Raw genomic sequence first — 18,335 nt, 5'->3', positions numbered from 1 at the left:
AGCTATGATTAATCCATCGGCAAATGGCTGGATAGACAAATATTTCTATGAACAAAAAAACGTGTTCATCAGCTCGCCTATTGAGGATTTATCATTGTATAAAAACATCAGAAAAACCGGTTTTATTTACGGACACATCATTGCCATAAATGAAAATCCTGAAATAGACATGAGCGGTTGGAAAACCGATGAAATATCGAAAGTGGCATTACTAAAAACACTTTTTGATATGTATTGCTTTACAACAAATCAATCAGATGCTATTGATTTTATTGCCAAAGCAGTTTCGTTTTACAAAGAAATGACGCCTAAAGGTTTCGGATTTCTGAATAAAATTATGCCTTCGACTGCAAGTTCTAAATTGGAAAATCTAATTGACGAGCGCGTGCAAACCAACAAAGACATCATTAGCAAAAACTTTTCTCATATTGTTACCAATGCACTTTTATTTGTAGATGTTTTGGCTTTTCGTCATTATTTATCGCAAGGTTCCATTCCAGAAAAGTATTTAAAACGAATTGAAGAAACCATTATGAGTTTGGTTTCGCTGGCATTACAAGTTAAAACAGAGAAATCGCAACACGATGATTTGCTTATAAAATTATTTGAAGCTTCGGTTCGATATACCAAATTTTCTAAAGTTAGCATTCAGAATTTAGAAGATTTGCCTTTGGATTATTTTAAAGACGATTTAGAAAAATTTTATTTAATCGATTTGGTTTGCATCACACTTTGGAATGACGGAAGAATTGAAAATGAAGAGCTTTATTTCTTATACAAATTATCAGAAAAATTTGGAGTTTCGGAAGTATTTGCTCATGAAACTTCGATTGATACCAACGATTTTATTTCAAAGCATAAACCGGAAATTCAATATTTTAATTATTCTAATCCTGTAAAACATTTTTACGATCAAACATCAACTGGAGTTCAGGTTTTGATTACTCGAAATAAAAAACGTTTGATAAAAGAAATCTCGCAGAGTAAAGAATTGATGCATCTTTTAGCCAAATCAACTTCCAAAGATTTGAGTCCAGAAGAAAAAAAGAAAGTAAAAAAACAGCTGCTCGACATTTGCAAAAGCATACCGTCGCTAACTATCTTTTTACTTCCTGGTGGCGGATTATTATTACCTCTTTTAGTGAAATTTATTCCGCAATTATTACCTTCTGCTTTTAATGAAAATCTAGATGATTAAATATCAAAATACAACTGATGTACTTCGTCTAAATCTTTATTGCTGCTGAAATTTACATTCAAATCGGTTACATAACCATCATTCAATCCGTAAACCCATCCATGTAAAGTTAAATTTTGCCCTTTTTGCCAAGCTGATTGCACAATTGATGTTTTGGCTAAATCTAGAACTTGTTCTCTAACATTTATTTCTACAAATTTATTGAAGCGTTCTTTTTCGTTTTCTACGGCGTCCAATTCATTTCTATGCAAACGATAAACATCTTTAATGTGACGAATCCAGTTGTCAATAATACCGATAGAATTGTTTTCCATAGCTGCTTTTACACCACCACAACCGTAGTGTCCACATACAATTACATGTTTAACTTTCAATACATTAACTGCGTAATCAAGTACACTCAACATGTTCATATCACTGTGAACTACCATATTAGCAATATTTCTATGAACGAAAACATCACCCGGTTTCCCTCCAACAATTTCATTGGCAGGAACGCGACTGTCAGAACATCCAATCCATAGTAATTGCGGATTTTGTCCTTTAGCCAAATCTTTAAAAAAATCGGGATTAAGAGCTAGTTGGCTCTCAACCCATGTTTTATTATTCTCTAATAACTTCTTATAATACTCGCCCATAATTTTTATAATAATCAAATGTAAAAAAAAACCACCAATTTGTTAATTGATGGTTAGTGATTTTTAATGTCTTAATTCTGCTACAGAGAAATTAGGATTTTTTTCGTCTTTAATATATTCAACATCGCTGTAGAAAGTTACTTCACCAGTTTCAATATTGTGCATTGCTCCTACTATTCCAATTTCACCATTTTCTACCATTTGTTCCAATATAAAACTTCTTTCGATAATGTTTTTCACATTTCGTTTTACGTTAATTTCTGAAACGTTTTCTACAAAAGTTCCGTTTTTAGAACTTCTATCTTCCAAAGTTTCCTTTTCTTGATAAACTGCAGGTTGAATTTTAGACAACAATTCAGTAAGATTGCCCATTTCTACATGATCACATGCACCTTTTACAGCACCACATTTACTATGACCAAGTACTACAACAAGCTTAGAACCAGCTACTTTACAAGCAAATTCCATACTTCCTAAAATGTCAGTGTTTACAATATTACCAGCAATTCTTACAGAGAAAACATCGCCCAATCCTTGATCAAAAATCAATTCGGCCGAAGTTCTACTATCAATACAGCTTAAAATGGTTGCAAATGGCCATTGACCGTCGCGAGTATCATTTACTTGTTCGAGTAAATCTCTGTGTGCTTTTAGGTTGTTTACAAATCGGTTATTTCCTTCTTTTAATATTTCTAAAGCTTTTCTTGGTGAGATTGAAGCCTGTAATTCTTTATTTAGAGTTTTCATTATAATTTTTTAATTAACTATTATTTTCAGTTTCTATATCTAATTTTTGTTGGTGTTCAAAGCTGACTTTCTTTTTAGACTCTTCAGAATCATCAAGTTCATAGGCTTTTTTGAATCCAACAAGTTTTACTTTGATATTTTCTTCTTTTGATCTAATCTTTTTAAATTCTTTAATCAAATCCAACACATCGTGTGCAATATAAACAGTATCAGATGCATTAATGATGACTTTAGAATTTTCTGGAATTTCGCTTAACGTAGTTTTAATTGCCGATTTATTTAAAAAAGAAACTTCTTGAGCCAAATCTATGTGGATGATATCTCCATCTAAATATTCTTCTTTTCTAAAACTGTAAGCGCGTTTCATGTTCCCTTTTAAAACAAAAATAATACTGATAATCATTCCAAGTGCCACACCTTTTAATAAATCGGTGAAAACAACCGCAATTGTCGTCGCAAAGAATGGAAAATATAAATATTGATTTCGTTGTACTTTTTGTGAAAACTTGATACTCTTAAAGTATTTGAAAATGCAGTACGCTAGAATTAAAGCTGATAAAACAGCAAATCCAATAACTACATTCATGTTGCTGTTACTAATCGAAATCAATACAACTACCAAGGAAATAACTAAGAAATTGACTTCTTTTGGCATGTAATGCGCAAAATGCTTAATATTTGGAACTGCCAATTTATAACCTACCATCAATAAAACAGCAGCTAAAGTAGCTAATGGAATTTTATTTAAGATAAACGGGATTGCTAGAACACTCACCAACAACAATGCTCCATGAATGATTGCCGACATTTTAGATTTTGCTCCAGCATTATGATTAGCAGAAGTTCTTACAACAACTGATGTCATCGGTAAACCGCCTAGTAATGAACTAACTATATTTCCAATTCCTTGTGCCTTTAATTCAACATTGGTATCGGTATATCTTTTTAAGGTATCCATTCTATCAGATGCTTCAATACACAATAGAGTTTCTATTGAGGCAACGATAGCAATTGTTATAGCGACAATCCACACTTTAGAATTGGTAATTGCAGTAAAATCGGGTGTTACAACAATATTTTTAAATTCTGCTAACGTACTTGGAACGGGTAAATTCACTAAATGCTCACTTGCAATTGCTAAAGTACTACCAGACTGAATAAAGAATTCATTCAGTAAAATACTAATAACAACCGCAACAAGAGCTGCTGGAACTAGTTTTATGTTCTTTAGAAACTCCACTTTGTTCCATAAAATCAATATTGCTAACGATATGACTGCAATGATTATCGAACCAAAATTCACATGATCTAATACCGAAAATAATTCGGAAAAGGTATTCTGACCATCGGCTTGGAAAAATGATTCATCTCCTTCAAAATCGGGATCATAACCAAAAGCATGTGGAATTTGTTTCAGGATAATGATAACACCAATACCAGCCAACATTCCTTCAATTACGTTATTTGGAAAATAATTAGAAATCGTCCCAGCTTTAATGAAACCCAAAATTAATTGAAGAATTCCTGCCAACAAAACTGCCAATAAAAAAACATTGAACGAACCTAAGTCCATAATCGCTGTTAAAACAATAGCTGTTAAACCAGCTGCTGGGCCAGAAACACTCAAGTGTGATTGGCTTAAATAGCCAACAACAATTCCACCAACAATTCCCGAAATAATACCTGCTAATGGTGGTGCTCCACTTGCTAATGCAATACCGAGACACAGTGGCAAAGCCACAAGAAAAACTACTAAACCTGAAGCAAAATCAGATTTTAAGTTTGCAAAAAGATTGATTTTTTTAGTCATAACCAAAATTAAATTAATACGTTAAATTCGTTCATTCAATAAGAATGACGAGCGAAGTATTAAATTAATTCGGGCGGAGGAGAAAATATTTCTTCCGAAATTTTATCATGTCGGGATAAATTCTCAGATATAATTTTAGAATTTTGAAGCAATTCAGAATTTAAAAAAGGATAATCAAAACTTTGTTTTAAATCGGCCTTGACTTCTTTGACTTCTTTGTGGATTTCTTCTTCAGCAAAATTATAAAACAACGAAACATCAGTATTCCTTTCAATCAACGTAACTATCGTAGGAGTTGATAGAAAAGTTACAAATAATACTAATACTAACTTTGCCAAAATTTTCATTTTACAAAAATAGCTTTTCATCGTTAAAAACAAAAAGCTATTGTAGTTTTTTTAACATAAATTTTTAAATACTTTCTTCAAGCCATGCGCTCATCATCCAAATGGTTTTTTCTTGCTCAGAAATGAAATCACTCATCATAGAATTTGTCCCTTCATCGGCGATTTCACTAGCCTGACTAAGTATTACTCTTTCAATCCTTAACAAATGTGATAAAGAATTTAATATCAGATTGATTGCTTCTTCGTCATTATGTATGTTTTTTCCAATTGGTAATTTACTGTTTTTTACATAATCTTCAAATGTATGCAATGGAGTTTGACCTAGTGTTAAAATTCTTTCGGCAATTAAATCAATTTTTAATTGACTATCGTTGTATAATTCTTCAAATTTTAGATGCAAATCAAAAAATCGTTTCCCTCTAATATTCCAATGCAATCCTCTTAAATTTTGATAATAAACCTGAAAATTTGCTAATAATACGTTCAAATCTGTGGCTAAAGCCAAAGTTTCTTTTTCTGGTAATCCTAGTTTGTTTAGTTTCATAAAAAAATATTTACATCAAAATTACAATTTAACAAGTCATTATACTATAAATTAAATTGATTGTTTTTATATTTGTATCAAATTTTACTATACAATGACAATCACACAATTACAATATGTTTTGGCTGTAGCCGAATACAAAAATTTTACTCTAGCAGCCGAAAAGTGTTTTGTAACACAACCAACACTAAGTATGCAAATTCAAAAAGTTGAAGAAGAACTAGATATTCAAATATTTGATCGTACCAAAAAGCCTATTCAACTAACTGAAATTGGTCAGAAAATTGTAAATCAAGCCAAAAATATTGTTAATGAAGCCGATAGAATTCACGATATTGTCGATCAACAAAAAGGGTTTATTGGAGGCGAATTTAGATTAGGAATTATTCCGACCATTATGCCAACTCTTTTACCGATGTTTTTGAAAAATTTTATCAAAAAATACCCGAAGGTAAAGCTAATAATTGAAGAGCTAAATACAGAAGATATCATTTTTAAATTAAAAAATGGTCATCTTGACGCAGCAATTGCTGCAACTCCATTGAATGAGGAAAAAATTAAAGAAGTGGTTCTTTATTTTGAACCTTTTGTAGCCTACATTCCAGAAAATCATCAATCGTTTAGTAAAAAAGAAATCAATATCACTGATTTAAATATTGATGAAATTTTACTACTTCAAGACGGACATTGTTTTAGAGATAACGTATTAAATCTTTGCAAAAACAACACCAATTCTGAACATAATCATTTTCAAATTGAAAGCGGAAGTTTTGAAACTTTAATAAAATTGGCAGATGAAGGATTAGGAACAACACTTCTTCCCTACTTGCATACATTGGATTTAAAAGAAGTTGATAAAATTAAACTTCGTCATTTTACAGAACCAAAACCAGCAAGAGAAGTTAGTTTAATATACCCAAAAAATGAATTGAAAATTCACTTAATTGATGCTTTGCGTGCAACAATAACTGGTGTTGTAAAAGGTGCAATTGCTTTTCAGAATGTTGAAATTATAAGTCCGAAACCCAATAATAAATAAAAAAAATGGATTCGTTAAGCGAATCCATTTTCATTTTTACTTGTAATTTCTGTCAGGCAGTTTTGCAATTCTGGTTTATTCATTGTAAAATAAGAAAGCCAGTTTTCTAATTGGTCAATTTCATAAGGCAACAAATTTCTAGTTGCTTTTTTCAATCTTTTTTTAAAAAGATGAGGGTCAAAACTTACACTTTCCAACTCGGATTTAGTGTAATCATAAATCATTCTTGGCATAGGTTTAAGATTTAGGGTTATCTTTATTTAAGAACGTTAAGTAAAGTTATGTTAATTAAAACTACCAAGCAAGATAAAAGTGATAAAAACATCGATAAAATACATATTTTTACGATATAAAGCATTTTTATTAATTATTTATATTATAAATCTTACAATTATAATGTAAGAAATAAAAAAAGAGCCGTTTAAGCTCTTTTAATTTTTATTTGTTGATAATCAGTAAACAAGGTTTTAACTCGGGCTTTTCACTTGTAAAATTGATTAACCATTCGGCTAATTGTTCAATTTCATAAGGCAAAAGTACTTTGACTGCTTTATCTAATTCTTTTGAAAATAGTTTGATATCAAAACTAACTCTCTCCAAAACCGATTTAGTGTAGTCATAAATTAATCTGGACATAAAATTACAGATAAAATTGGTTAGACTTTTAGTAGAACATTTAAGTAAGAACGTAAGATTGGGTTTTTTATTATTCCAAAATTAGCCAAATTATAATCAATTCGACTTAATTAAAAGTTAATTTTTTTTGCTCTTAACATTTCTCTCTTTCCTGGTGCTCCTGGAAGCTTTTCTACTTTAAATCCGCATTCAATCATAGCATTTTTAATTGATGAACGACAGGCATAAGTTACAATTACTCCATTGATTTTCAATGCATTATACATTTTTTGAAATATCTCTAGAGACCATAATTCGGGTTGAACTCTAAATCCGAAAGCATCAAAATAAATTAAATTAAAGGCATCTTCATCTTGTATATCTTGAAATAATTGTTGTCTTTTGGTTAACGAAAAATCATCCGAAATTGCAACTTTTTCTTCCCAAACAGCTTCATGCATATTTTTGAAAATTGTAGCTTCTTGATTGGCATTTAATTCTTTAACATAGTTCATTTCCAAAGCTTCTTCAATTGCAACTGGATAGGCTTCTACTCCAACATAATCAATATTTTGATTTGTTTTTTTGGCTTCCAAATAAGTTATAAAAGAATTTAAACCAGTTCCGAAACCTATTTCCAAAACAGAAACGGACTTTCCTTCAAATAAAGAAAGTCCGTTTTTAATAAATACGTGATAGGCTTCTTGAATGGCTCCGTGTTTAGAATGATAACTTTCATTCAATTCGGGCAAATGAATCGTTGTAGATCCATCGTTGGTGGTAATAATTTCTCGTTTCAAGATTATTCGATATACAATTTTTTAATTTTCGGAATTGGACCACTGCATTTTTGTTGATGGCATTTTATACAAGCATCAATTCCGTCGTTAAAATGCTGTTTTGCATTTGTAGGATCTTTATATATTTGCTCTTGAGCTTTAATAAAATTAGCCGCTTGTTCCTTAAAAAAAGCATCATTTTCAGATTCATCAGTCATTACTGCTTTGTGAATTTTAAGGAAATGACTCGGAAATTGACCAATAGTTTCGCCTTTTTTTATGCGTTCTTTCAAACGCTGGTTGTCGACATACATTTGCTCCATTAAAGCTGCCATTTCTGACATTTCGTACATTTCAAACTTCTTGTCTTTACCTGCAGTTTTAGTAGAATCTGCACAAGCTTCTTTATTATCTGCTTTAGTTTCTTCCTTCTTTTGACAAGAAAGTGCTGTTAAAACAAATATTAATAGTATAATTTTCTTCATTTAAATTGGAATTATTTTTTAATCAAAACTCCATTTGCCATGAACGAATACGTGGTTTTTGGTTTTGTAATTTTACTGATTTCAGCTTGAGATTTTCCAGCATCTTTTGCATAATGTTTTAATTCATAAACACTTACTACATCAACGAAAGCTTTACCGCTAACAATTGCTTCAGAATTATCTGCATTTAATGGAACAAAGAATCCGTAATCTTTAAATTTTACAAACGATTTAGTATCATCAGTTAAATCCATTTCCATCCAACAACCTTTTTTCTTGCAAACAGCTTTAATATTCGATTTGAATTTAACAGCGATAGTATCTCCTTTTTTTAGATTCTTATATTTTTTTAGCATTTGCTTCTCAGTCAATACATTTGTCGGTTGAAATTTATCACCAAACGAAGCGTAATCATTAACATTATAAGCAACTGTTGTAGCTTTCTTTACTTTTTGTTGTGCATTAGAAGTGAATCCTACGAACAATAATAACAATACAATAAAACTTATTTTTTTCATTTCTTTAATTTTACATTTATATATGCCACAAAAATAATCAGATATTAAAAACTAACACCTAAAAAAGTGTTATTTTTTTAATTTCTTTGAGAAATATCCACAATTTTTAGAATTGATTGGAAATATATTAAAAAATCAGAATTATTTGAATTTAGTTAAAATAAACATTCAAATTTTTATTATTTTAGCAAAAAAATAGAACACAACATTTTATAAATTTAAAATATATTTTAAGATATTGACAATCAATCACTTAAACTTATTTTATCAAACTAACCAAAAGCAAAATGAGTTTAAAAAGTACTCTCGAAATCGATATAGTTAAAGCTACTACTTCAAAAATTGATTCAGTAGATTTTGAAAACCTTCTATTTGGAAATATCTTCACAGATCATATGTTGGTTTGCGATTTTAAAGAAGGCGCATGGCAAAAACCAATTATAAAGCCTTACGAGCCTTTTATGATTGATCCATCGGCTAAAGTTTTTCATTATGGTCAAGCTATTTTTGAAGGAATGAAAGCTTATAAAGATGAAAATGATGATGTGTGGTTGTTTCGTCCTGATGAAAATTTTACTCGTTTTAATAAATCGGCTGTTAGAATGGCAATGCCAGAAGTTCCAGAAGATATCTTTATTGATGGTTTAAAAACTATTCTAGAAATCGAAAAAGAATGGGTTAAAAAAGGTTTAGGAAACACCTTATATATTAGACCATTTATGATTGCTATTGGATCTGGAGTTATTGCGCAACCATCGACTCAATATAGATTTATGATTATTCTTTCACCTGCCAAATCATATTATTCTGGTGAAGTTAAAGTAATTATTGCCGAACATTATAGTCGTGCAGCAAATGGCGGAATTGGTGCTGCAAAAGCGGCTGGAAATTATTCGGCACAATTTTATCCAACAAAATTAGCAAATGCTAAAGGTTTTCAACAAATTATTTGGACCGATGATGCTACTCATACAAAACTAGAAGAAGCTGGAACAATGAATGTTTTCTTCAGAATTAATGACACCTTATATACTGCACCAACTAGTGAAAGAATTCTTGATGGTGTAACGAGAAAAAGTTTGATTGATTTAGCAAAACGCGATGGATTGAACGTTGAAGTTCGTTCGGTTTTAGTAGAAGAATTAGTAAATGCTGCAAAAGACGGAAGTTTGAAAGAAATTTTTGGAGCTGGAACTGCTGCAGTTGTTAGTCCGATTGTAGCTTTCTCTTATCAAGGAACAGAATACCAACTGCCTAAAGTTGAAAATTCATTTGCACAGCAATTAAAAGAAGATTTAACCAAAATTCAATACAAATTGGCTGAAGATACATTTGGCTGGACTGTGAAAGTTTAGATTTTAGATTTTTGTACAAATTTCGGAAATATAGAATAAATAAAAAGCGATTTTCAAATGAAAATCGCTTTTTATTTTACAGGTTTAAACTGAAATCTGCCATCTGCTTACTATTTTAAAATGGCTTCGAAATTGGGTTTGAAATAATTTGGACCTTTCATTACTTTTCCGTCTTCTCTGTAAATTGGTTTTCCATCTTCGCCCAATTTGCTCATATTACTTCGTTGAATTTCATTGAAAACCTCTTCAATTTTATCTTGTAATCCGTGTTCGATAATTGTTCCGCATAGAATGTAAAGCATGTCGCCAAGTGCGTCGGCAATTTCCACAATATCATCATTTTGCGCAGCCTCTAGATATTCTTCATTCTCTTCTTTCATTAAATTATATCGTAGTAAATTTTTGCTTTCACCAAGACTTCCTTTCATTTCTTCACTGTATCCAATCTTGAATGATGTGTGAAATTCCTTTACCGCGTTGAGTTTTTTTTGCATATTTTTTTGTTATTTAGAGGATAAAAACAATCTTAACCTAATTTATAAGTTCAATTTTGTACGTCATAAAAATAGAAAGTTTTCTTTTTAAAAATTCAACATCACATCAAAAACAATTAACTATTTTTGTTGAAAAATAAATTAAATCATGTTTAGTAAAGGACAATGGATATTTGCTGCACTCTTTTTTGTAGCGTTTGTTATAGCAATTACTTATGCTTACAAAGGAGATAAAAATTTACATCAAAAATTTTATAAAGGAAGTTATTGGGTTTTAATTGGATTCATTCTTTTTATTTTGATGCTTTTTTTAATTAAAGTTTTCTTCAAACATTAATAAAATCAGTATTTATTGAACTTCAAATCAACTATCGTTCAATGACTCAATTATTTTATTATTTTTACTGCACCAACCATATAAACTGACATGAGAATTCTTAAATACATTTTACTTCTAGTTTTACTTTTTTTTATCGGATTATCGGTTTTTGTTTCTACACAGAAAGCAAATTATGATATTTCTAGAAGCAAAGTAATCAAAACCCAAAAAGCCACTGTCTACAATTATGTAAACGATTTTAAAAACTGGGAAACTTTTAGTTCGTGGATTGTTGATGATAAAGGAACTCAATTAAATTATTCGAATAGAACAATTGGTAAAAATTCATTTATCACTTGGGATGGAACTGATAGCGATGGAAAAGTTACAACATTATCTTTCAAGCAAAACGACAGTATTTCTCAAAAAATGATAAGTAATGGCGAAGAAGCTTCTATTACTTGGAAATTTAAAGATACAGTTGGTGGTACAAAAGTTACATTAATAAGTTTAGGAAAACTTGATTTCAAATCGAAAATTCTTGCTTTTTTTAATGGTGGAATAAAATCAACAGTTGAAGATGTTTATGCAAAAACGCTGGAAAATTTAGATAAGACTTTAGATTTTGAACTTAATACATTTAATATAAAAGTAAACGCCATTGTAAATCGTCCGGGTGGATTTTATTTGAAACAATCAATTACATGTAAGGAAAAAAGCGTTGCTAAGAATTTAAAAATTATGATTCCAAAGATGGAACTCTTCTTCAAAAAAAATAATATTGTTAGCACTGGAAAACCTTTTGTAATTTACAATAAATACGATAAAACGAATGATATCATAGGATTATCGGTTTGCATTCCTGTTAGAGATTCGCTCCGATTTTCCCCAGGAAGTGATATTGAATGGGCAAATATGTTACCGTTTACTGCTGTAAAAACTACACTTACAGGCGATCGTTCACATACTCAAAAAGCTTGGGCAAAAACATTTGATTTTATCAATAAACAAAAGTTAGTTAGAAATCCATCACAACAAGTTATTGAAATTTATAGAAAAGGTGTCGAGGACGAAAAGCAACCTTCGAAATGGGTAACAGAAATTTATGTTCCAGTTTTGCCAAAAGTTGTTCCTAGAAAACCAACTTATTCTAAACCAAAAGATTCAACTAGTGTTGCAAAACCAGCAACTCCTTTAGAAGAAACCGTTAATCCGTAATTTTTTATCGTCAGATTAAACCTTTTCGATTATCTTTATTCTTACTTATAAATTTTCACTTTGCAAGAAGAAAAAGATTTTATTGAAGAATTATTAAATCCGAAAACGCAAAATATTGCGTTTCAAAAACTTATGCGCGAATACCAACGTCCGTTGTACAATCATATTCGAAATATTGTTTTGAATCACGATGATACTGATGACGTTTTACAAAATACCTTTATCAAAGTTTTTCAATATTTAAACGGATTTAAAGGCGACAGTAAATTGTTTTCATGGATGTATCGCATTGCAACAAACGAAGCTATAACTTTCATCAACAACAAAGCCAAGCGAAACGGAACCACAAGCGAAGCCATGCAAACTAAAATTGTAGAAAATCTAAAAGCCGATGTATACTTTGACGGAAATGATATTCAAATAAAATTGCAAAAATCAATTGCTTTGCTTCCAGAAAAACAACAATTAGTCTTTAAAATGAAATATTTTGAAGAATTAAAATATGAAGAAATATCCGAAATTTTAGGAACATCTGTTGGTGGATTGAAAGCATCGTACCATCATGCGGTGAAGAAAATTGAAGAATATATGAATACTAATTAAACCTTTAAGAACAATTAAAGTCTTATAGATATGAATAATTTTAAATTAGATAACGAACCAAAAATAAAATCGGGATTCCAAATTCCGGATAATTATTTTGATACTTTTTCTGAAAAGGTAATGAATCAATTACCCACAGAAGAGCCAAAAATAATTTCGCTATGGGATAGAAATAAGCGTTGGGTATATTCTGTGGCAGCAATTTTAGTGCTTTCGCTAACAATTCCGTTGGCAAATCAATTTCAATCTACAACCACTGAAATAGCAACAACAGAAACCAATGAAATAGAAAATTATTTGGCGTATCATGCTTCATTATCAGATGAAGAAATCATAAAATTACTTGACAAAGAAGATATTGCTGAAATTGAAATCACTAATTCTTTAGATGAAGAAGCTTTAAAACAAGCATTATATGAGGATTCAAATACAGAATATTACATTACAAATTAAAAATACATATTATGAAAAATTATAAATTACTATCCTTACTTTTATTCTTCTTTTCGGTAGCAACATTTGGACAACCTGGAAAATTTAGAGAAAAAAGAGATCAAGTACGTTCTTTAAAAGTAGCATACATAACAAGTGAATTGCAACTAACACCAGATGAGTCAGCAAAGTTTTGGCCTGTTTACAATGAATTTGAAGACAAACAAATGGAGTTAAAAAGAGATAGAATGAAGAGTTACATCGATCGATTTGAAAGCTCCGAAAAATTGTCCGAAAAAGAAGCAACAGTATTATTAAATCAAATGGAAAGTGCCGACGATGAATTGCATCAGTTGAGAAAAAAATTCATTTCTACTTTGAAAACCATTTTACCGTCAGTTAAGATTTTGAAATTGAAAAAAGCCGAAGGTGAATTTAGTAAAAAATTGTTACAACAATATAGAGATAAGAAGATTAGGAGATAGTTTTGGGTTTCGAGTTTCGGGTTTCGGGTTAATTTCTTGAACTTAAATTTAGCTTACACATAAAAGGTAAAAAAGCGATTTTCAAATGAAAATCGCTTTTTTTATGAATATTAAATCTGAATTCTTCTATTTGAATTCTATTTTCACAATTTTATCTTTTCCTGCGGCAATTGCAGTATTTTCATCAACAAATCTTATGGTGAAAAACGTTGCATCTTTTGAGAATTGTTTCCAAGAGTTTCCGCTATCTTTCGAATAATATAATCCGTTGGCGCCAACACAAACTAGTTGTTTACCTTTACTTTTTGGCACAAATTGAACGCAAGAAGCATATCCAAAACCTTGCTTCTCGCCTACTAGGTTCCAAGTTTTTCCGCCATCTTTAGTAATGGCTTTATTCTGAAAATTCTGATTTAGTTTTTCATAATTTCCACCAGCAATAAATCCAATTTTAGAATCATAGAAATCGGCAGTAAAAATTCCAGTCATTTCTTGTCCTTGAACAATTGGAGTTTCATAAACACTCCACGATTTTCCTTTATCTGATGAAAAGAAAACTCTAGATTTTTTTCCTCCAGACACCAACCATGTGTTGTTTCCTTTTATAATAATATTGGTGTTACTTGCCGCAAAAAAAGCTTCACCTTCATCAATTGTCGGTAATTTTTCACACGGAATTTTATTCCAAGTATCGCCTCCATTTCTTGTAATTAGAACACAAAAACAACCGTCAATTGGATCACCAATAGCAATTCCTTCGTTGTCATTCCAAAATTGCATACTATCATAAAATACTTTTTCGTGCTTTTCTTCATAAACTAATTTACTCTTAACCAAATCTTTAGATAATTTAAATAACAAAGCAGGATTGGCAACATTTAAAGCAAAAATTGAATTGGAAGTTTGAGCAATACTTCTGTATTCTACTTTTAAATCTCCTTTAGATATTTCCTTTTGAGTTTTATTAGCATCAATCAAACTTACATAACCTACTCTACTTTTATCGGCTGCATACCACACTTTATCATTAGAAACAGTGATAGCTCGAATACTAATTTTATCATTAAGAATAGTATCAATTTTTACCGATGTAAAGGATTTTTCATTATCAACTTTACTTGATTTACAAGAAATAATTGAAATTGAAATTGCTATAATAAATAGATTTTTTTTCATAAAATGGTTGTTATTTGATGCTAAGATACGAATACTAATTGTTAATGATTTGTAAATGTTTATTCTTGGCACAGATATTGGTTTGAGATTATCAAATGCTATTATAAACTAAAATATATTTACATTATGAAAACTAAAATATTCCTTTCGTCCCTGCTGAGTTTTCTATTTTTGAACTCATTTGCACAAGACAGAACTACAGTGAATGCTTCAAGTTCTGAAATTAGTGACAACCTTGATTTGAGAGCTGTCGCATCTATCTTTGGAGATTCTAGAGATTTAGAAGATTTTGAACAACGATTAAATGATCCTAAAAATCAAATTTCTAATTTAGATCTTAACGGTGATAATCAAGTTGATTATTTAAGAGTTATTGAAACGGTAGAAGGAAGAACGCACTTAATTGTTTTGCAATCAGTTCTTGGTAGAGATACTTTTCAAGATGTTGCAACTGTAGAAGTTGAAAAAGACAGTAACAATAGAGTTCAAGTTCAAGTTGTTGGAGATGTTTATATGTATGGTCAAAATTATATTTATGAGCCAGTTTATGTAAGTACTCCGATAATTTACAATTACTTCTGGACACCAAGATACAGACCTTATTACTCTGCTTGGTATTGGGGTTATTATCCAAGTTATTATTATGCTTGGAATCCGTATCCAGTTTTTAGATATAGAAACAACATCGGAATTCACATCAACTTCAACCATCACTACAATTATGTAAATTATAGAAGATGTCAAGTTGCTTACAATAATTATTACAGCCGAAGAGGAAATTACTATGAAAGACAACATCCAAATCGTTCTTTTGAAAGAAGAAATGCTGGTTACACAAACCGATATGAGTTAGATAGAAATAGAAATATTAGAACGGTTGGATCAACTAGAAATGATGTTGCAAATAGTACTTCAAGAAATCCAGGCGTAAGAAATTCTACTTCAACACCTGTAAGAACTGCAACGACAAGAGGAAACGCAACAGTTAGAAATAATGAAAATACTCCTGTAAGAACAAATACTAATAGAGGAAATTCGACTGTTAGAAATAATGAAAACACTCCTGTAAGAACGTCTACAAACAGAGGAAATGCTACAGTTAGAAACAATGAAAGTACGCCAGTAAGAACAGCTACAAATAGAGGAAATGAAGCTTCACAAAGAAGCAATAATTCTAGAAACTATGCTGATGCAGCTCCAAGAGGAAATTCTTCTTCTAGAAATTCTGGAAATGTTGCTCAACGTCAAACTAGTAAATCAGAAAGTAGCGCTCCAAGAGGCGGAAATTCATCAGGAAATAGAGGTGGAAATTCTGGAAACAGAGGTGGAGATTCTTCAAGAAGATAATTCATAATTATAATAAATTAGAAAGCATCGAAAATATTCGGTGCTTTTTTTATTTCAATTATCTAAATATAATACCTTTGTAGTCTTTTTTAATATATAATTATGAGCTCACACAGCCATCAAAACATTCATAGCAAATTATCTACAGCAGGTTTATTAGTTACATTAGGAATTATTTTTGGGGATATTGGTACTTCACCATTATATGTAATGAAAGCAATTTTAGGACAATATGCTATCACGTCTGATATTGTTTTAGGAGGAATATCTTGTATTTTTTGGACACTTACTTTACAAACAACATTAAAGTACGTAATAATCACGTTAAGTGCAGATAATCATGGTGAAGGAGGAATTTTTGCCTTATTTGCTTTAGTTAAAAAAACAAAAATAAAATGGCTCATTGTTCCAGCAATTATTGGTGGAAGTACACTTTTAGCCGACGGAATTATTACACCTCCAATTTCGGTTTCTTCGGCCGTTGAAGGATTAAAAATATTTAAACCTGAATTAAATACGATTCCAATAGTTATTGTTATTTTGATAATTTTATTTATCATTCAACAATACGGAACTAAGCTTGTTGGAAAGTTTTTCGCGCCAATGATGTTAGTCTGGTTTTCAATGTTAGGAATTCTTGGAAGCATTCAAGTAGTTCAAAATTTTGCTGTATTTAAAGCATTAAATCCTTATTACGCTTATCATTTATTATCTGCTCATCCAGAAGGTTTCTTTGTTCTTGGTGCTGTATTTTTATGTACAACCGGAGCTGAAGCCTTATATTCTGACATGGGACATTGCGGTCGTAAAAACATCAGAGTAAGTTGGATTTTTGTAAAAATAATGTTACTACTGAATTACTTCGGACAAGGTGCCTATTTGATTTCTCACGAAGGACAGACGTTAGCAGAACTCGGTGGAAAAAACGGAAATCCATTCTATTTAATTATGGAAACATGGTTTCAACCAATAGGCGTGGTAATTGCAACTTTGGCTGCGGTAATTGCATCCCAAGCTTTAATTAGTGGTTCTTTTACCTTAATTAATGAAGCAATAAGATTAAATTTTTGGCCTAAAGCAAGAATTAAATACCCAACAGAAGAAAAAGGTCAACTTTATATTCCTTCCATAAACTGGTTACTTTTATTAGGTTGTATTGGTATCGTTTTGTATTTTAAAGAATCGAGCAATATGGAACATGCATATGGTTTGGCAATTGTTCTAACCATGATTATGACCACCATTTTACTTAATTTTTATTTAATTATGAAAAGGGTAAAAATGTACTATATCGTTCCGTTGATAACCTTGTATTTAGCAATTGAATTTTGTTTTCTTTATGCTAATGTAACCAAGTTTTTACACGGCGGTTTTGTAACATTAATCATTGCAATTATCTTGATATCAATAATGTCAACATGGTATTTAGCGAAGCAAATTAGTAAAACATACACCAAAATTGTAAAAATCGATTCTTATAAAAAAGTTCTTGCAGAGTTGAGTGTTGATTTATCAATTCCAAAATATGCTACACACTTAGTTTACATGACCAATTCCATGAGAAGTGATGAAATTGAAGAGAAAGTAATGTATTCTATTTTACAAAAAAGACCAAAAAGAGCTGATATATACTGGTTTGTTCACGTAAATATCTTAAGCGAACCGTATAAAAAAGAATACAAAGTTACCGAACTTGTAAAAGATGATATTTATAGAATTGATTTTTATCTTGGATTTAGAGAAGCTACAAAAATCAATTTGATGTTCAAACAAGTAATAAAAGACATGGTTCAACGCGGCGAGGTTGATATTACAAGTCGTTATGAATCATTAAATAAAAACAATATCATTGGAGACTTTAAGTTTGTACTTTCAGAAAAATTTCTTTCAAATGATAGCGATTTAACCATTTTCGAAAATACAGTTATGAATGCCTATTTCTTCCTGAAAAAATTTAGTTTATCAGAAGAAAAAGGATTTGGGCTTGACAGTAGTTCTGTTAAAGTTGAACAATTCCCATTAGTGCTTCATGCGCCAGAAAAAATTGAAATGAGAAGAATTGAATGTAGAGAATAATAATTAGTTACAGAAAATTCATAAAAGTATTCTTTAAAATCAGAAGGTTTTAAAGAATACTTTTTTCTTTCTATTAAAAAGCAATACCTTTGCACGCTGATTAAAAAACA

Annotated in this window: 22 protein-coding genes; 10 read left to right on the top strand and 12 right to left on the bottom strand. The window is 30.5% G+C overall.

All coding sequences use genetic code 11. The annotated features are described in order from the left end of the window. Window positions 1-4: 4 nt before the first annotated feature. A complete protein-coding gene (locus LG45_RS10705; protein ID WP_035127030.1) occupies window positions 5-1,198 on the top strand; it encodes an LETM1-related biofilm-associated protein in 1,194 nt (397 codons plus the stop codon). On the opposite strand, the gene can is transcribed toward LG45_RS10705, so the two are convergent. From can to LG45_RS10680, 5 genes are all read right to left on the bottom strand, one after another. Then, window positions 1,195-1,836: a carbonate dehydratase gene (gene can / locus LG45_RS10700; protein ID WP_035127028.1), complete on the bottom strand. Its 642-nt coding sequence runs from the start codon at window positions 1,834-1,836 to the stop codon at window positions 1,195-1,197. The genes LG45_RS10705 and can overlap by 4 nt on opposite strands. 63 nt (window positions 1,837-1,899) lie before the next feature. Then, on the bottom strand, window positions 1,900-2,583 hold the full coding sequence (locus LG45_RS10695) for a carbonic anhydrase family protein (RefSeq protein ID WP_035127026.1): 684 nt from the start codon (window positions 2,581-2,583) through the stop codon (window positions 1,900-1,902). Window positions 2,584-2,596: 13 nt separating this feature from the next. Continuing rightward, window positions 2,597-4,393: a SulP family inorganic anion transporter gene (locus LG45_RS16650; RefSeq protein ID WP_035127025.1), complete on the bottom strand. Its 1,797-nt coding sequence runs from the start codon at window positions 4,391-4,393 to the stop codon at window positions 2,597-2,599. Window positions 4,394-4,452: 59 nt separating this feature from the next. Then, entirely contained in the window at window positions 4,453-4,731 is a 279-nt protein-coding gene (locus LG45_RS10685; protein WP_373862627.1) for a hypothetical protein, read from the bottom strand. A 73-nt stretch (window positions 4,732-4,804) separates the two neighbouring features. Then, window positions 4,805-5,284, bottom strand: a complete 480-nt coding sequence (locus LG45_RS10680; RefSeq protein WP_035127022.1) for a Dps family protein — start codon at window positions 5,282-5,284, stop codon at window positions 4,805-4,807. A gap of 94 nt (window positions 5,285-5,378) precedes the next feature. On the opposite strand from LG45_RS10680, the gene LG45_RS10675 reads away from it, so the two are divergent. Then, a complete protein-coding gene (locus LG45_RS10675; RefSeq protein WP_035127020.1) occupies window positions 5,379-6,323 on the top strand; it encodes a hydrogen peroxide-inducible genes activator in 945 nt (314 codons plus the stop codon). Window positions 6,324-6,337: 14 nt separating this feature from the next. Here the strand turns inward: LG45_RS10675 and LG45_RS10670 are convergent, their stop codons facing one another. From LG45_RS10670 to LG45_RS10650, 5 genes are all read right to left on the bottom strand, one after another. Continuing rightward, entirely contained in the window at window positions 6,338-6,556 is a 219-nt protein-coding gene (locus tag LG45_RS10670) for a hypothetical protein (RefSeq protein WP_035127018.1), read from the bottom strand. A 205-nt stretch (window positions 6,557-6,761) separates the two neighbouring features. Next, a complete protein-coding gene (locus LG45_RS10665) occupies window positions 6,762-6,959 on the bottom strand; it encodes a hypothetical protein (RefSeq protein WP_035127016.1) in 198 nt (65 codons plus the stop codon). 110 nt (window positions 6,960-7,069) lie between these two features. After that, window positions 7,070-7,738 carry a tRNA (5-methylaminomethyl-2-thiouridine)(34)-methyltransferase MnmC2 gene (mnmC2, locus tag LG45_RS10660; RefSeq protein ID WP_035127015.1) on the bottom strand — a complete coding sequence of 223 codons (669 nt, stop codon included), beginning with the start codon at window positions 7,736-7,738 and terminating at the stop codon, window positions 7,070-7,072. Between the two features lie 2 nt (window positions 7,739-7,740). Next, window positions 7,741-8,202 (bottom strand): hypothetical protein, encoded by a 462-nt coding sequence (locus LG45_RS10655; RefSeq protein WP_035127013.1) that lies wholly within the window; start codon window positions 8,200-8,202, stop codon window positions 7,741-7,743. A gap of 11 nt (window positions 8,203-8,213) precedes the next feature. Then, window positions 8,214-8,720, bottom strand: a complete 507-nt coding sequence (locus LG45_RS10650; RefSeq protein ID WP_035127011.1) for a DUF4920 domain-containing protein — start codon at window positions 8,718-8,720, stop codon at window positions 8,214-8,216. A gap of 287 nt (window positions 8,721-9,007) precedes the next feature. Here LG45_RS10650 and LG45_RS10645 point away from each other — a divergent pair, with 287 nt between their 5' ends. Beyond that, complete coding sequence (locus LG45_RS10645) at window positions 9,008-10,075, top strand: branched-chain amino acid aminotransferase (RefSeq protein ID WP_035127009.1); 1,068 nt, start codon at window positions 9,008-9,010, stop codon at window positions 10,073-10,075. A 110-nt stretch (window positions 10,076-10,185) separates the two neighbouring features. Here the strand turns inward: LG45_RS10645 and LG45_RS10640 are convergent, their stop codons facing one another. After that, window positions 10,186-10,569: a pyrophosphohydrolase domain-containing protein gene (locus tag LG45_RS10640; protein WP_035127007.1), complete on the bottom strand. Its 384-nt coding sequence runs from the start codon at window positions 10,567-10,569 to the stop codon at window positions 10,186-10,188. 148 nt (window positions 10,570-10,717) lie between these two features. Here LG45_RS10640 and LG45_RS10635 point away from each other — a divergent pair, with 148 nt between their 5' ends. From LG45_RS10635 to LG45_RS10615, 5 genes are all read left to right on the top strand, one after another. Then, the gene (locus LG45_RS10635) at window positions 10,718-10,906 is read left to right on the top strand and encodes a hypothetical protein (protein ID WP_035127005.1); all 189 of its coding nucleotides are present in this window, start codon (window positions 10,718-10,720) and stop codon (window positions 10,904-10,906) included. Between the two features lie 90 nt (window positions 10,907-10,996). Further along, window positions 10,997-12,106 (top strand): SRPBCC family protein, encoded by a 1,110-nt coding sequence (locus tag LG45_RS10630; RefSeq protein ID WP_035127003.1) that lies wholly within the window; start codon window positions 10,997-10,999, stop codon window positions 12,104-12,106. Between the two features lie 60 nt (window positions 12,107-12,166). Further along, window positions 12,167-12,709: an RNA polymerase sigma factor gene (locus LG45_RS10625; protein ID WP_035127001.1), complete on the top strand. Its 543-nt coding sequence runs from the start codon at window positions 12,167-12,169 to the stop codon at window positions 12,707-12,709. 30 nt (window positions 12,710-12,739) lie between these two features. Then, window positions 12,740-13,162: a hypothetical protein gene (locus tag LG45_RS10620; RefSeq protein WP_035126999.1), complete on the top strand. Its 423-nt coding sequence runs from the start codon at window positions 12,740-12,742 to the stop codon at window positions 13,160-13,162. Window positions 13,163-13,173: 11 nt separating this feature from the next. Beyond that, a complete protein-coding gene (locus LG45_RS10615; RefSeq protein ID WP_035126997.1) occupies window positions 13,174-13,626 on the top strand; it encodes a sensor of ECF-type sigma factor in 453 nt (150 codons plus the stop codon). 126 nt (window positions 13,627-13,752) lie between these two features. Here the strand turns inward: LG45_RS10615 and LG45_RS10610 are convergent, their stop codons facing one another. Next, a complete protein-coding gene (locus LG45_RS10610) occupies window positions 13,753-14,802 on the bottom strand; it encodes a WD40/YVTN/BNR-like repeat-containing protein (RefSeq protein ID WP_035126996.1) in 1,050 nt (349 codons plus the stop codon). A gap of 126 nt (window positions 14,803-14,928) precedes the next feature. Here LG45_RS10610 and LG45_RS10605 point away from each other — a divergent pair, with 126 nt between their 5' ends. Together LG45_RS10605 and LG45_RS10600 are read left to right on the top strand one after the other, a co-directional pair. After that, window positions 14,929-16,149: a hypothetical protein gene (locus LG45_RS10605; protein ID WP_035126994.1), complete on the top strand. Its 1,221-nt coding sequence runs from the start codon at window positions 14,929-14,931 to the stop codon at window positions 16,147-16,149. Between the two features lie 102 nt (window positions 16,150-16,251). Then, window positions 16,252-18,225: a KUP/HAK/KT family potassium transporter gene (locus LG45_RS10600; RefSeq protein ID WP_035126992.1), complete on the top strand. Its 1,974-nt coding sequence runs from the start codon at window positions 16,252-16,254 to the stop codon at window positions 18,223-18,225. The last annotated feature ends 110 nt before the right edge of the window (window positions 18,226-18,335 follow it).

Origin of the sequence: Flavobacterium aquatile LMG 4008 = ATCC 11947 (assembly GCF_000757385.1) — a bacterium.
Taxonomy (GTDB): domain Bacteria; phylum Bacteroidota; class Bacteroidia; order Flavobacteriales; family Flavobacteriaceae; genus Flavobacterium; species Flavobacterium aquatile.
Note: the sequence above shows the minus strand (reverse complement) of the source record. Positions and strands in the feature narration are given on the sequence as shown.

What these genes read in the sequence shown, in the direction of transcription:
- LG45_RS10680 (WP_035127022.1), bottom strand. Translation starts at nt 5,284, where the DNA reads ATGAAACTAAACAAACTAGGATTACCAGAAAAAGAAACTTTGGCTTTA.
- LG45_RS10665 (WP_035127016.1), bottom strand. Translation starts at nt 6,959, where the DNA reads ATGTCCAGATTAATTTATGACTACACTAAATCGGTTTTGGAGAGAGTT.
- LG45_RS10630 (WP_035127003.1), top strand. Translation starts at nt 10,997, where the DNA reads ATGAGAATTCTTAAATACATTTTACTTCTAGTTTTACTTTTTTTTATC.
- LG45_RS16650 (WP_035127025.1), bottom strand. Translation starts at nt 4,393, where the DNA reads ATGACTAAAAAAATCAATCTTTTTGCAAACTTAAAATCTGATTTTGCT.
- LG45_RS10600 (WP_035126992.1), top strand. Translation starts at nt 16,252, where the DNA reads ATGAGCTCACACAGCCATCAAAACATTCATAGCAAATTATCTACAGCA.
- LG45_RS10695 (WP_035127026.1), bottom strand. Translation starts at nt 2,583, where the DNA reads ATGAAAACTCTAAATAAAGAATTACAGGCTTCAATCTCACCAAGAAAA.
- LG45_RS10615 (WP_035126997.1), top strand. Translation starts at nt 13,174, where the DNA reads ATGAAAAATTATAAATTACTATCCTTACTTTTATTCTTCTTTTCGGTA.
- LG45_RS10605 (WP_035126994.1), top strand. Translation starts at nt 14,929, where the DNA reads ATGAAAACTAAAATATTCCTTTCGTCCCTGCTGAGTTTTCTATTTTTG.
- LG45_RS10645 (WP_035127009.1), top strand. Translation starts at nt 9,008, where the DNA reads ATGAGTTTAAAAAGTACTCTCGAAATCGATATAGTTAAAGCTACTACT.
- LG45_RS10620 (WP_035126999.1), top strand. Translation starts at nt 12,740, where the DNA reads ATGAATAATTTTAAATTAGATAACGAACCAAAAATAAAATCGGGATTC.
- LG45_RS10635 (WP_035127005.1), top strand. Translation starts at nt 10,718, where the DNA reads ATGTTTAGTAAAGGACAATGGATATTTGCTGCACTCTTTTTTGTAGCG.
- LG45_RS10650 (WP_035127011.1), bottom strand. Translation starts at nt 8,720, where the DNA reads ATGAAAAAAATAAGTTTTATTGTATTGTTATTATTGTTCGTAGGATTC.
- LG45_RS10705 (WP_035127030.1), top strand. Translation starts at nt 5, where the DNA reads ATGATTAATCCATCGGCAAATGGCTGGATAGACAAATATTTCTATGAA.
- LG45_RS10670 (WP_035127018.1), bottom strand. Translation starts at nt 6,556, where the DNA reads ATGCCAAGAATGATTTATGATTACACTAAATCCGAGTTGGAAAGTGTA.
- LG45_RS10675 (WP_035127020.1), top strand. Translation starts at nt 5,379, where the DNA reads ATGACAATCACACAATTACAATATGTTTTGGCTGTAGCCGAATACAAA.
- LG45_RS10640 (WP_035127007.1), bottom strand. Translation starts at nt 10,569, where the DNA reads ATGCAAAAAAAACTCAACGCGGTAAAGGAATTTCACACATCATTCAAG.
- LG45_RS10655 (WP_035127013.1), bottom strand. Translation starts at nt 8,202, where the DNA reads ATGAAGAAAATTATACTATTAATATTTGTTTTAACAGCACTTTCTTGT.
- can (WP_035127028.1), bottom strand. Translation starts at nt 1,836, where the DNA reads ATGGGCGAGTATTATAAGAAGTTATTAGAGAATAATAAAACATGGGTT.
- LG45_RS10610 (WP_035126996.1), bottom strand. Translation starts at nt 14,802, where the DNA reads ATGAAAAAAAATCTATTTATTATAGCAATTTCAATTTCAATTATTTCT.